Here is a 13,799-nt window from a genome sequence, read left to right on the forward strand (position 1 = left end):
ACCGTACTTTCCTACGTTTAGGCGATTCCAAAGTGGAGTCCCTGCCGACGGACCAACGGCTGCTGGCCTTTCAGAAAGACCCGGCTTCGGATAAGGCTCTGGCCGCTCTGTTCTTTCAATTCGGACGTTACCTCAGCATCAGTAGTACGCGGGTGGGGCTGTTGCCGCCTAACCTGCAGGGCTTGTGGGCCAACCAGATTCAGACCCCCTGGAATGGCGATTATCACCTGGATGTCAACGTGCAAATGAACCACTGGCCGGTGGAGGTGGCTAATCTGTCGGAACTAAACCTGCCCCTGGCCGAGCTGGTTAAAGGACTCGTAGAACCGGGAGAAAAAACCGCAAAAGCCTATTACAACGCCAAGGGCTGGGTGGCTCACGTTATTACCAACGTCTGGGGATTTACCGAGCCGGGCGAGGAGGCTTCCTGGGGCGTGTGTAACGCGGGTTCGGGCTGGCTGTGCAACAATTTGTGGGAACATTACGCCTTTACGCTCGATCAAAAGTATTTGCGGGAAATCTATCCCGTACTGAAAGGAGCCGCTGAATTTTATCAAAGTTCCTTAATTAAGGACCCGGCGACGGGCTGGTTGGTTACGGCTCCTTCCGTATCACCGGAAAATTCTTTTTGCCTGCCCAACGGCAAAACTGCCGCCATTTGCATGGGACCCACCATCAACAATCAGATGACCCGTGAGCTATTCTCGAATGTCATTACGGCCAGCGAGCAGTTAGGTATAGATGAGACTTTTCGAAAAATACTACAGCAAAGCCTGAACGAATTACCGCCGCCCGGTATGGTGGGGAAGGATGGCCGATTAATGGAATGGTTACAGCCCTACCAGGAAGTGGATCCGCAACATCGGCACATTTCGCATTTGTACGGACTCTATCCAGCCGACTGTATCACGCCGGAACAGACGCCTGAACTGGCTACGGCCGCTGCAAAAACCCTTGAGGTACGCGGTGATGATAGTCCTGGCTGGTCGAAAGCGTATAAGCTGCTGTTCTGGGCTCGGTTGCAGGATGGCAATCGCTCATTAAAGCTCCTGCAGGAACTACTCGTACCGACGACCGCCGTGAACATTAACTACGGAGCCGGGGGTGGCGTTTATCCCAATCTGCTTTCAGCAGGCCCACCGTTTCAGATCGACGGTAACTTTGGTGGTACGGCTGGGATCGCGGAAATGCTAATTCAAAGCCACGGGGGGTATATTCACATTTTACCAGCTCTGCCCGACGCCTGGAAAGATTCCGGTGAAGTGAAAGGATTGAAAGCTCGGGGCAATTTCACCGTGGATTTCCGGTGGGAAAAGGGTCGCGTAACTGATTACCGGATTACTTCTCCCGAACCTAAAACCGTAACGGTGCTGGTGAATGGTGAGAAAAAGCAAGTAACCTCAAACCGCTAAACCTATGATCCGTACTTTTATCGCACGCCAGTCCTTTGCCCTTTGGGGGCTGGGACTTGGACTGTTTTCAGCTCCTTGCTTCTCACAGAGTGTGGAAGTGGAGTCGGGTACCCTGGCCGGTGGAGCAGGCATTCAGAATTGTGAATCCTGCTCGGGTCAGCAAATGGTCGGCAATCTGGGAACGGGATCAGTGACCGTACCCGTTCAGGTGACGAATGCCGGAACCTACCGGATGACGCTTTCCTACGCTACGGGCGATCAGCGTACCATCAATGTTACCGCAAATCAGCAAGCGTTTGTACCCATTACCTGTCCGGCCTCCGGCGGCTGGTCCAATGTGGCTACGATTGATCTCCGGGTTACTTTGCAGGCGGGTAGTAACCTGATTACGTTCGATAATCCCTACGGATACGGTCCTAACGTAGATAAGTTTGAACTTTCACCGCTGCCGACGCCGCTCGTTCAAACCATTCCATTCGGTACAAACAGCTGGATTGAATACGATCTGGCCAATGGTACCTACGACGTTTATTTTACCAATACCAAAGTAGTGGCGGAGGCCTCGGCCCGGGCTCATTCCAATGTGGTATATCGAAGTAATGCCGGATACACCAGCCGTACCTACACTTCAGCCCCCGTCACGGATCGATTCGGTACCGGAACTCGACACGTAATAACGTTGAGCGGTGGTAGTCAGCTGGAGATGCAGCAGGTATTTTATACGTACCCCGGCAGGGATGAATTTTATACGGAGGTCCTACTCAATGGTCCGGGTTCGAACTGCTATCAGATGAGCCCGCTGACTTCGAATGCCGTGGATATACAGGCGAATGCGGATCACCGGGCCTTGTTTGTACCCTTCGACAATGACAAATGGGTACGGTACGAAGCCAAGGAACATCGCTACGCTAATTTTACCTCTTCAGAAGTTGGAACGCTGTACGATAATACGAGCCGAAAAGGTCTGATTGTCGGCTCAGTAGAACACGAAGTTTGGAAAACGGGGGTCAATCTGGCCGGGGAGGGCCGAACGCAGACGTCTTACGTATCCGTACTGGCGGGCTGGACCAATGAAAATGTAACCCGCGACAAACGAGGACACGGTTGGGTGAGTGTAGGACAGCAAAGTTGCCGATCACCCCGTATCCTGGTCAACTACGCCAACGATTGGCGGCAGGGCTTGGAAGTATACGGTCAGGCCAACGCCATTGCCGAACCCCGGTACGTGTTTAACTGGACGCAGGCGACACCCCTGGGTTGGAACAGCTGGGGGGCTATTCAGTCAGATCTGAATTTGACGAAGGCTAAACAAGTGGTGGATTTTTTTGCCAACGAAGTACCCGCCTTTCGAAATGCCGATCAAACACTGTATGTAGATCTGGACTCGTACTGGGACAATCTGACGCCGGGGGGGATGACGGGAGACTTTAGTCAGCTAACGGAGTTTGCGAATTACTGTAAGTCCAAAGGCCTTAAACCCGGCATCTACTGGGCTCCGTTTGTGGATTGGGGGAAGTTTAACCGAACCATGGAAGGCAGTTCGTACAATTATCAGGATTGCTGGACCAAAGTCAATGGCCAGCCCCTGGATTTAGACGGAGCTTATGCCCTGGACCCGACGCATCCGGGTACCAAAGCTCGGATTGCGTATCTCCTTAACAAGTTCAAAGCCAGTGGTTTTGAAATGATTAAAATCGATTTTCTGGCTCACGCTTCGCTGGAAGCCGACAGCTTTCACGAGTCGGGCGTTTATACCGGTATGCAGGCATACAAGGTTGGAATGGAGTATCTGATTGATCAACTGGATGGCTCCATGCTGGTCTACGCTGCGATTTCGCCGAATCTAGCGACGGGACGTTACGCTCATATGCGACGCATTGCCTGTGATGCTTATAAGGATATTAGCGAAACGGCTTATACGTTAAACAGTACCACCTACGGCTGGTGGCAAAACCAGATTTATCCCTTTATTGATGCGGACCATGTGGTATTTGCCAACGAAAGCGAAGGAGAGAATCGGGCTCGGCTGGCTTCGGCTTTGGTAACGGGTACACTGATTACCGGTGATGATTACGCCAGCGATGGCGTTTGGAAAGCTCGTTCGCAGGAGCTTTTGCAAAATCCGGACTTACTCCAGGTCGTTGCCGATGGAAAAGCGTTTCGTCCGGTAGAAGGTAATACAGGCTGGGATCCCAATGCTTTGTTTATTAAAAGTGTGGGAAACAGTCATTACCTGGCTATTTTTAATTACGGTGCCGAGGCAAAATCCTTTACCATTGATCTGGCTCGGGTCGGGTTAAATGCACAGCAGGCCAATCAAATGAAAGATTTATTTAGCGGAAGCAATCTTCCCTCGAATACCACCGCGGGTAGTATAACTCTAAACGTTCCAGCCGCAGATGTTCGATTGATTCAATTACGGGAGTCTGCCTTACCCGTTACACTGGTGAATGTGGAGGCGAAGAAAGTAAACCGTACGACTCGGTTGAGCTGGAAAACCACGGCCGAGGTCAACAATCGGGAATTTATTATCGAACGCAGTCTTGATGCGAAAGCATTCAAGCCCATTGGCACCGTAGCTGGAGCTGGGTCTTCGACCAAATCCATCGCCTATCAATTTACCGATACTACGCCGATCTTGAATCAAACCAATTATTACCGACTCAAGCAGGTGGATCTTAATCAAACCTTTGCCTACTCCAAAACCCTTGCCGTACGTTTTGCCGATCAGGATTCGCTGACGCTTTTTCCTAATCCAACGCATGGACCGCTAACGGTCAAAATACCCCGCACGTTTGTGGGTGAACTCAGACTGGAGATTACAAAAAACGATGGCACGCCCGTATTGGTGAAAAAATACACGTCGGTTGCTGACAAAAGCATCCAGCTAAATGTCGCACCACTTAATGTGGGAGTATATACGCTTTCACTCGAAGATACGGAGGGCAATCGAAGGCAAGCCCGATTGATTAGGAACTAATTGCACAAAATTCAGAAATCGCCGATAGAGAGCAAAAGTCTTTTCATGGGCGATTTCTGTAAAGAAGCTTTGTTAAGGGGTATTGCTTAAGTGAAGCGATTTAGCGGATAAATAGGGGATATATCTACCCGATGACTAACTTGGTTTAGTTTTTATAGCATATTCTCAAAGTAATTAGTTAAGCTAATCAGTAGCTAACTCTAATTCATACATAATTCCAGCTTAATCGTTCCTATGAAATATTCACTTCTCTGGCTGAAAACATTGTTGGTAGTAGGCTCCAGCAGTTTCCTCACTACTCAGGCTCAAACAGTACAGCTTACCATTACAAACCTGAAGTCGACCGACGGTCAGATTCTGGTGGCGGTGTTTAAAGACCAGCAGGGTTTTAAAGATGAAAAGCCGGTTTCGCGGCATCGCTTTGCCAAGTCCTCGCTGACAAACGGAACCTTAAAGGTATCGCTAGATCTGGCACCGGGTACGTACGGACTAGCCTTAGTCGACGATGCCAATAAAAATGGTAAAATGGATAAAAACATGCTTGGTATACCCAAAGAGGGAGTCGCGTTTTCCAACTTCTACCTCTCGGGTATGAGCAAGCCTACGTTCAATGACTTCAAATTTGAGGTAAAAGGTGCTCCGGTAAGCCTGGACTGTAAAATGCGAAACTTTTGAACCCTCAGTAGAGTAGGAGATACAAAAAAGCGGCTAGGAGGTATATACCACCTAGCCGCGTTGATTAAAGAAGAAATTATTAAATCGTTAGTGGGAAACCGAAGGTCAAGCCCACATTCACCGCCCAGAGTCGGTTAGGGTTTTGCCAGTTGATATTGTTGGCGGAACCGATGGTCGTACGACCATTTTTGTTGCCAAACAGGAGATGATAACTTCCTTCGGCAAACACGCCGATCCCACCAAAAGACAAGGCTACGCCGGCCTTCGGAGCTGCTCCCAAACGGGTATCTTTCTGTTTAGCCACCTGTTCTCCCTGAAAATCAACCTTTACCGTTCTCAGATAGGCTCCGGCTTCCAGTCCCAGATAGGGGCGAATGAACCCATCCGTCAGGTAATATTCAAACATACCCGTTAAGGGCACGATAGATCCCTTGTTTCGGAGGTTAACACCCAGGGACTGGTGTTCGTCGTAAGCCAATCCCAAGTATTTCGCCGAGACGCCCAGGGCCACTCGAGGACTGAAATACATTTTCGCAGCTACCCCTACGCCGGGTTTTACCTTGGCATCGTCGAGGGTCGAAGTAACCCCAGTACCGTGAATGGTGAATGCTATTTGAGCAATGGATTTCTGGCTCAGATTCAAAAGAAAAAAGCTAAATAATGTGCAGTAGAGAAGTGATCGTGTTTTCATGGATTTGATAAGTTGATGAAATAAATCACGGGATGTCAGGTAGATTGAACCGAAACTAAAGCTTTATTTCGGGACCGGTTTTCTGAAAGCCAAATGGTAGAAAAAATCGGCCCATGGATCACTTTCCCAAAAACGGGTAATGGTAACCGACTTCGTCATATGTTTTCCAGATCGTTCTGCCTGCGATACGGAAGACGCTCTGTGCTTTCGCTCTGTTTTCATGGGGCTAAAAGACTTGTACACCTTATTAAAAGTGTACCTGATTTTCGTAAAGAATGATTCAAACAGTATGTATACTAAGGAGCAGCAAAAATAGTATTCCAATTAGTAGATATATCCCCCAATTGCAAAAAATCGACTATGGGTAGCTATAAGTAGTAGTATTTCGAGAATAGGTCTACTAAAAGATTGGAAAGCGAAGGAAAGTGTGATGTTTATGCCTGTTCAGCTAATTGGCGTTCGTAAAGAGCGTGCATTTTTTTAAGCGTTTGATTTAGCTGATCAAGTTCATCTGAACTCAATTCGTTGGCCAAAAAATCGTCAAACCGGTTGGCTGTACTAAAAGCCATTTCGACAACCAGTTTGCCTTTATTAGTGAGCCTGATGAGTTTTTTGCGTTTATCCACAGCATCTGCTAGGGTTTGTACGTAACCGTCCCGTTCTAGTACCTGTAGTGAACGTCGCACACTGGATTTATCCCGTTTGATGAGCGTAGCAATATCCTGCTGTGATAAAAGTGAATCGCCGGCCAAATGGACAATGGCCAGTACGGGGACTTGATCAAACTGAAAAGTAAATCCTCGTCTGATATACTCACGGTCCAGTAGTCTCACCATAAGCATATTTACCATATTAAACGAAATGGCAACCGAATTACCTAACTGCGATTCTATATTTGCAACGATTATATCCTCGGTATTCTTTTTCATAAAAGCTGACTCGTTTCGTCAAAATTAATAGAATGTACTATCGTTTTCTGCTCAGGGGTTACTGGTTAGTACTTGAGTATTTATTAAAAGAATCGTTCTTGGATAAGAGGTCAAGAGATCTAGAATACTATAAATGATGTTATATAATTGTGTTTATGTTAAATAGTAATGAATGGATCATGGGTTTTAATCTTAGAGAATTGTTACTCTCCCACCCTCGTGTATTCCGAAAAGGTAACGAAAGTCTAAGAAGGGTACATTTTATAATTTGTAAATAACTTGGTTGAAGGCTACTTGGAATCTTGGTTTTAACACTTCATTATATATTATCAGCTCGAAGTAATGAATAATACGCTTCTTTCTCACCTAAAAAATAATTTGTTCTTTAAAGATAGCTCTGTTCGTGAACTCATCAAACCCGGACTGATTTTCTCTTTTCTGTTGATCAATGGATACATCTTGACGGCACGTATCATGGAAGGTCAATGGAAAACGAATCCGGTAAATTTAGTTCTTTCGCAGTTTTTTCTGTCTGTGATGTGCAGTTCAGTATGGTTAGCCATTATAGCCATTCTCCACGAACCCAAAATCCCGAAACAATGGCAGAAAATCGTCTTGAGTTTTATAAGTAGTGGCTTAATTTCAGCTTTTTTCTATTACTCATTTCACTACATAGCTGAAGACTATCCTTTAAAACCTTTAACTACTTATCCATTTTATTGGGCTTTGTTTCGATTATTTAATCGTGGCTTAGCCATTTGTCTATTCTTTTATCCCCTAGCCTACTTTTACGTCAAACAAAAAGAACTGATGGATTCAAGGTTACAGATTGAAGCCGTAAAAAGTGCACAATTAACCGATCAAATTAAGTTATTACAACAGCAAATGACTCCTCACTTTTTATTCAATTCACTGAATGTATTAAAGTCAGGTAATCATGATAAGTGGACAAAAAAATACATTGTAGAATTGAGTAAAATTATTCGCCATCAACTCTATAATACTAGCCACAAACATAATTTGATCAGTGTGAGTCAGGAATTACAGCTTGTTGAATCGTATATCTACCTCTTAAAGGAACGTTTTGATGGGGCTTTGGAAGTATCGATTCAAGTGAGTGAACAGGGTAAACAATCTAAATTTCCACCTTATACGTTACAAACCTTAGTAGAAAATGCACTAAACTACAATTTAATGTCAATGGATAAACCTTTGTACATTGAAGTATTTGACGAACAGGATTGTCTGGTGGTAAGGAATAATTATCAACCCCGGCAGGATATAGATACGATCCAGCAAACGGCCTTTCAGGTTGCCTTCAATAATATCCAAGAACGCTACCAATTACTAACAGACCGTTTAATGGTAATTATTCGACACAACAATAGTTTTATCGTTAAAGCCCCACTGATCGTCGAATCGTTGGTACCAGAAGACGTAAGCTGATGCTAGGCGGGGTAAAGACTGAAAGTTCAAAGCAAAATTTTACAGGAGTATCATTAATGAGTAATGTTATGGGAAACGTTCTGTTTTCTTCCTTCAGAGAGAACAAATACATGAAAGATGGTTCGGTTCGTGAACTTATAAAACCGGGGTTTATTTTCTGCTTTATTTTGATTTATGCCTATGTACTTCCCTTACGTCTCCCGCATGAATGGCAGCAAGATCCGATCAATTTGTTAGCTTCCCAGTTTTTTCTGCTTTTGATGTGTTGTTCAGGTTGGGTAGCCATTCTGTACATACTTCACGAGCCCAGTCTTCCTCAAAGCTGGCAAAAAATCTCAGCTAGTATCGTAGCATGTGTACTGATTTCCATTGGGTTTCACTACGCCTTTCATTCATTTGGAGAGTTGTACACGGCTAAACCCTTGGAGCAGTACTCCTTGTCATGGGCTTTACTACGATTGTCGATTCGGGGTTTGATGATCGTATCTTTGCTTTTTCCGTTCGCTTTTTTTTATGTGAAACGGCGAGAGGTGATGCTATCCAGAGTTCATATAGAAAAAGTAAAAAATGAACAATTAGCCGATCAACTCCTGCTATTACAGCAGCAAATGACACCGCATTTTTTATATCATTCTTTACATGTACTGGATTCAGGTAATACCGATGATTGGACCAAAAGATACATCGCAGAATTAAACAAGGTAGTTAGTTATCAAATTTCCGAAGGTGTAGAAGAAAGTCTGATTTTATTAGAGGATGAATTACAGTTTGTCGAGTCCTATATTTATATTTTGCAGGAACGGTTTGAAGGTTCCCTGCAAGTATCATTTAATGTTAGTTCGCAAGCTAAACAAGCTAAAGTTCCTCCCTATACTTTACAAACCTTGGTAGAGAATGCGATCAAGCATAACAGTATGTCTACCAGTAAACCCCTATCGATTGAAATTTTTGACGAACAACAATATATTGTAGTAAGAAATAACCATCAGCCTAAAGTAAATTTTGAAGATCATGCTCAGACCGCTTCTGGTATTGGATTGAAAAATATTCAGGAGCGGTACCAGTTATTAGCGAATCAATCAATTATAGTAATTCAACAGGAAAATGAATTTATTGCCAAAGCACCTTTACTGATAGATATAGATTATCTTGAGTATAGAGACACTAGACTTTGCTAGTGCCTCTATACTCAAGATAATCTACTTCATGTAATAAAAGAATAGTTGAATCGATAAATAGAATACTTACTTTTTTTGCAGTACTCATTTTTATAGGAAAGTATGAATGTCATAGATTATACAAAACTTCTATTCTTAACCTCTTGTATTTAGCTTTTCCAACGTTTATTTAAGTATTGGGGTCATAGCCGTAAATCTCGATGGCTATGAAATATCTTCTTGTATTCGGATTCGTACTAAACCTGATTGCTTGTAAAAAAACACCTTCTCCCCCTAGACCAGTGGATTGCGATGCTTCACAATCGTATGCGACTTCCGTGGAAGAAGGCTCTCGTCGGTTACTAGGAACGTGGCGACTAAAGACCATTAAAGGTGGATTTGTAAAGCACGATACAATACCTAACCAGGTAGTTCATTTCTTTGCCAACTACACCTGTCGGGTTACTGCTCAAGGCCGTACTTCGCCCCGAATGACTTATGAGGTTTCTCTAGCGGGTCGCCCCCTTCAATTGTCGGTTACGGATAGTGTCGAAACTTCGTACTTGCGACAACTGGGAAAATCCAGGATGTATATCTGTGAGGAGGAACTTATCCTGGACTACGGGCGGGAAATAGATGCCCAGGCTTACATCTACACCCGACAACCCTAACTCTACATCATTCTGAGATTTCAATCCTTTAGAACCCATTCCGAAAAAATCTTTTTGTTCAATTCTCAAGGGCCTTAAAAAGGCCTGACAAATTGTCTTTCGAGGTTTTTAAGTGTTCCACGGGTTAAAAACCAGCTAGTAGCGACAAATTTTACATTTGTTAGACGTCCATTCAAGAAATGTAAAATAGATTGCTAGAGGGCTAGTTTTCAATGCTTTAGAAGAACTCAGTACTAAATCTGATGGATGGATGAGAATCGGGTAGAACAAGACTGACTTGGTAGGAATAGTGAATACTGAAATCTCGTGAAAGATCGCAAGGTTCATTCGCTTAGTTAACCCGTCCTTTTTCCTCCTGAGCAGCATCACTATAGGAACGATTACGGGTTTGTTTGCCGAAACGATACGCAAAGGCCAAACCTATTCGACGCGTGTCGGTTCGACTGGTCCGAAACTCCGTAGCCCCTCCGAGGCTGCCGGTTTGTTCACGCTGTACCCAGCTTCGCAGCCAGTCTTCCACCATCAGATTGATACTTGCTTTATTAGACCAAAGTGACTTTTGAATTCCGGCGTTGATTCGATACTGGGATTGACTCCTGCGTTGACCATTGATACTGGGGCCCGTGTAACTGATGGTGCATTCCGCTCGCCAGGTTTTACCCAGCTTCAACTGATTGGTTACGTTGATACGACCCGTTAGCAACCGTGCGTCGAGGGCTTGCCCGTAGAGTTGAGTCGGTAAAATGGCCAGATGCACGAAGCCGCCGGATGCCATGAATGTCCAGATCGGAAAGGGATTATAGGAGGCGTAAGCAGAAAGCGAAAGGAGTCTGCCGTTGGCAATGTTTCCGGGACGCGTAATGAAAATATCTCCGACGGCCTGAGTTGTTTGAAAAATGATATCACGGAACTGGTTATACTGAAAACTCAGCCCCCAAATGGTATTGTGCTGATATTTAAGCTCGAATTGCTGGGGATAGGCTGGTAAAAGCTGGGGGTTTCCTGACGTATAGCTATAATTATCAAGATAAAAAAGAAATGGATTTAGCTGCTGATAATTCGGGCGGTTGATCCGGCGACTGGCACTCAGCGTTAGCGATCGCGTACCCGTGCTATCGAGTTTATAACTTAGAAAAATGCTGGGAAACAGATTCGTGTATTGTCGGGAAAAGCTACTGGCCGGTACTTCAGGGTTTTCCCGTTGCTCACCCTTCAGCCCCGTTTGTTCGAGCCGAAGCCCTGCCTGGGCCTGCCAGCGTTTTCCATTTTTACGGGCATTAACGTACGCCGACCGAATCGATTCCTGATAAATGAAATGATTGGACTGGCGGTAATTGGGGATAAACTCGCGGTCTACGCGTTGATAGTACCGGGAATCAAGATCGTTGGTTACGTGACTCCACTTTAAACCTGCTTCGAGCATACCACCGCTCGCGAACGGACGGGTAAAGTCCGTTTTAGCCGTACTAATTAGTAGTGAGGAAGGAAGATCATACCTAAATCGCTGGTCAGTTCCTAACACTTCATGGGGATCATAACTTTGATTTAGCAGGAACTGCGTGCTTTGATTACTATACGACCAGTGCGTAAGGTCAACGGTCCATTCTTGCCCTTTACGGTCAAATTCCCGCTGTAAGTGCAGGGAGAGGCCACGATTATTCCGTTGCGAATGAGCATCAATCGAGCCGCGTCCAGTGGAGTCAAGCTCTGGGGCAAAACGCTTACTGAGGTAAGATAACCCTTCCCGTTTGGGGGTGTGCGTATAATCCAGCTCCAGACTGAGGGAAGTTTTTTTCGTAAATGCGTACTCGATTTCCAGTTTACCCGTCAGGCTATGACCGCTGAGCCAGGAGCGGTTCATCAGATTGACAAAAGCTTCTGACTGGCCTGATGCCTTGGTAAAGGTTCGGTCCACTTGTTCACGGGTTTGGTTGCCATCCTTACTATGAGAAAGTAGCCCAGATAGTCGTAATTTTTGCTGGGTATACTGAAGTGATACACTTTGATTCGTTCGACTTTCCCAACCCTGACTGTAGTTGGTACTCAGGCTACCATTCAGGCCCTGCAAGCGTTCTTTCTTGCGTTTAATATTCAACAAAGCACTACCGGCAGCATCGTATTTAGTGGAGGGATTCGTCATCAGTTCCAGTCGGTCGAGGGACGAAGCAGGTAACGACCGTAGATAATCGGCCAGATCGCGTCCGGACAAATACGTCGGTTTCCCGTCCATGAGTACGGTGACACTGCTCATCCCATTTAAGCGAATCGTACCATCCGTATCCACCGTGATTCCCGGTACCTTTTCGAGCGTTTCCAGCACGTGACTGGTTGCACTACTCAGCAGATTTTCGACATTCACAATTGTTTTATCCAGATCGTGCTCAATCAGCGGACGTTTACCCGTAATCTTTACTTCCTTTAAGTCGGTATTTTTTGAAGGCTGAAGCTTGATAACCGAAAGATTCCAGGGGCTGCGATTCAGGAAAAAGGATGGGCTGGTATAGCTTTCGTATCCCAAAGCGGTCACCTGTACCTGATAAGTTTCCTTCGCTAGCCGATGTAATTCAAAAAATCCGGTACTATCGGCAACTACCCCTTGCAGTACCTTCGTGTTTTTCAAAAGTAGAATCGTAGCTCCGGGAATGGGGCGAGCCTGTTCATCCTGAATCCTGCCCTGTAAGGTATAGGTGGAATCCTGAGCCCAGGCGAACAGCGGCAAAAAGACGAGTACGGTCAGTAAGAGTTTCATAACAGACGAGAGAATTGTTTCGTCGGCGAAAGTGCCGTGACTCGATCGGTAGCCCTAATGATCCGGACGGAGGGCCTAAGGAGACGGACAGAATGAGCATTTCAGGGGTTAAACCCATTCGTCCGCTTTTAAACAGTATTGGTAAGGAAAGGCAGCCTGTTCAACCGGAAAGTTTTCAAGCCTATGTTCGATCCCGTAGTTTTCGGCAAAACTTAAGTATAATGAAAGCAACAAGCTCTATAAACCTTTTTCAGACGAGTCGGCTACTGCATCTATTGATTGCGGCTATGACTGTTTTCGTGGTCTATTTTCTTTTAGAACCGTATTTCGAACGCGTCCTGGCGGGTAAGCACGAAGACCAGGTTGCTCTGCTGGCGGGCGTGTATTTTGTGGGGGGGATCTACCTCGGTCGCACCTTTTCACAGCTTTTGACGGTCAACCAAACCCGCATTCCCAATCGACAATTAATTATTCTGCTTATTCTAATCCTCTTTTGTTGTATTGCTTTATTACTTATCAATACCTTACCCTCTTTCCTGAATCTCGTTATCTTCATCACACCCTTTACGGCTTTAAGCATTCTGGTAGGTATGTTTATCAAGCATATCCGTACAGCCATCAGTTTACAGTTGAAGGACGCTCAGGTATCGGCGGAACAAAGTCAGAGTGAGTTGCAACTGTTACAGTCCCAGTTAAGTCCGCACTTCTTATTCAATACGCTTAACAATCTATACGGATTGTCGTTGACCGATCACGAGAAAGTACCACCCCTGCTGTTAAAACTTTCGGATCTTTTACGCTATTCCGTCTACGAAACCAAAGCCCTATGGGTGCCCCTGATCGATGAACTTTCGTATCTGGATAATTACATTGCCTTTGAAAAAATCAGGTTGGGAGATCGGCTTAACTTGCGGGTACAGTGGGAAAGCATTCATGATCCTAGCGTGCAAATTGCCCCGATGTTGTTGATCGTGTTTGTTGAAAATGCGTTCAAACATTCTAAAAACACGGTTGAATCGAAGATTACCATTGAAATCGAACTGAAATGCTGGGCCGATTCCATTTTGTTTTCCGTTCGAAATTCGTACG

Annotated in this window: 10 protein-coding genes; 7 read left to right on the top strand and 3 right to left on the bottom strand. The window is 45.3% G+C overall.

Annotation, left to right across the window (positions count from 1 at the left end; all coding sequences use genetic code 11):
• The 3 genes from ACOJTG_RS07570 to ACOJTG_RS07580 all read left to right on the top strand — a co-directional run.
• A partial coding sequence (locus tag ACOJTG_RS07570) for a glycosyl hydrolase family 95 catalytic domain-containing protein (RefSeq protein WP_420153251.1) occupies window positions 1-1,412 on the top strand: 1,412 nt, incomplete at its 5' end.
• Window positions 1,413-1,416: 4 nt separating this feature from the next.
• Window positions 1,417-4,392, top strand: a complete 2,976-nt coding sequence (locus ACOJTG_RS07575; RefSeq protein WP_420153252.1) for a CBM35 domain-containing protein — start codon at window positions 1,417-1,419, stop codon at window positions 4,390-4,392.
• 234 nt (window positions 4,393-4,626) lie between these two features.
• Window positions 4,627-5,067 carry a DUF2141 domain-containing protein gene (locus tag ACOJTG_RS07580; protein WP_420153253.1) on the top strand — a complete coding sequence of 147 codons (441 nt, stop codon included), beginning with the start codon at window positions 4,627-4,629 and terminating at the stop codon, window positions 5,065-5,067.
• Between the two features lie 79 nt (window positions 5,068-5,146).
• Here ACOJTG_RS07580 and ACOJTG_RS07585 read toward each other — a convergent pair whose 3' ends face one another.
• Window positions 5,147-5,758, bottom strand: coding sequence for a hypothetical protein (locus tag ACOJTG_RS07585; protein ID WP_420153254.1), 612 nt, complete (start codon window positions 5,756-5,758; stop codon window positions 5,147-5,149).
• 434 nt (window positions 5,759-6,192) lie between these two features.
• Window positions 6,193-6,687, bottom strand: a complete 495-nt coding sequence (locus tag ACOJTG_RS07590; protein WP_420153255.1) for a MarR family winged helix-turn-helix transcriptional regulator — start codon at window positions 6,685-6,687, stop codon at window positions 6,193-6,195.
• A 342-nt stretch (window positions 6,688-7,029) separates the two neighbouring features.
• On the opposite strand from ACOJTG_RS07590, the gene ACOJTG_RS07595 reads away from it, so the two are divergent.
• The 3 genes from ACOJTG_RS07595 to ACOJTG_RS07605 all read left to right on the top strand — a co-directional run bounded on the left by ACOJTG_RS07595 (window position 7,030) and on the right by ACOJTG_RS07605 (window position 9,961).
• On the top strand, window positions 7,030-8,133 hold the full coding sequence (locus tag ACOJTG_RS07595; RefSeq protein ID WP_420153256.1) for a sensor histidine kinase: 1,104 nt from the start codon (window positions 7,030-7,032) through the stop codon (window positions 8,131-8,133).
• 110 nt (window positions 8,134-8,243) lie between these two features.
• Window positions 8,244-9,311: a sensor histidine kinase gene (locus ACOJTG_RS07600; RefSeq protein WP_420153257.1), complete on the top strand. Its 1,068-nt coding sequence runs from the start codon at window positions 8,244-8,246 to the stop codon at window positions 9,309-9,311.
• Window positions 9,312-9,517: 206 nt separating this feature from the next.
• Window positions 9,518-9,961, top strand: a complete 444-nt coding sequence (locus ACOJTG_RS07605) for a hypothetical protein (protein WP_420153258.1) — start codon at window positions 9,518-9,520, stop codon at window positions 9,959-9,961.
• 331 nt (window positions 9,962-10,292) lie between these two features.
• On the opposite strand, the gene ACOJTG_RS07610 is transcribed toward ACOJTG_RS07605, so the two are convergent.
• Window positions 10,293-12,710: an outer membrane beta-barrel protein gene (locus ACOJTG_RS07610; RefSeq protein ID WP_420153259.1), complete on the bottom strand. Its 2,418-nt coding sequence runs from the start codon at window positions 12,708-12,710 to the stop codon at window positions 10,293-10,295.
• A 221-nt stretch (window positions 12,711-12,931) separates the two neighbouring features.
• Between ACOJTG_RS07610 and ACOJTG_RS07615 the strand changes: the two genes are divergently transcribed.
• Window positions 12,932-13,799 (top strand): sensor histidine kinase (locus tag ACOJTG_RS07615; protein WP_420153260.1); only part of this gene is annotated, 868 nt, incomplete at its 3' end.

The sequence above is a fragment of the Siphonobacter sp. genome (assembly GCF_048595215.1).
GTDB lineage: Bacteria > Bacteroidota > Bacteroidia > Cytophagales > Spirosomataceae > Siphonobacter.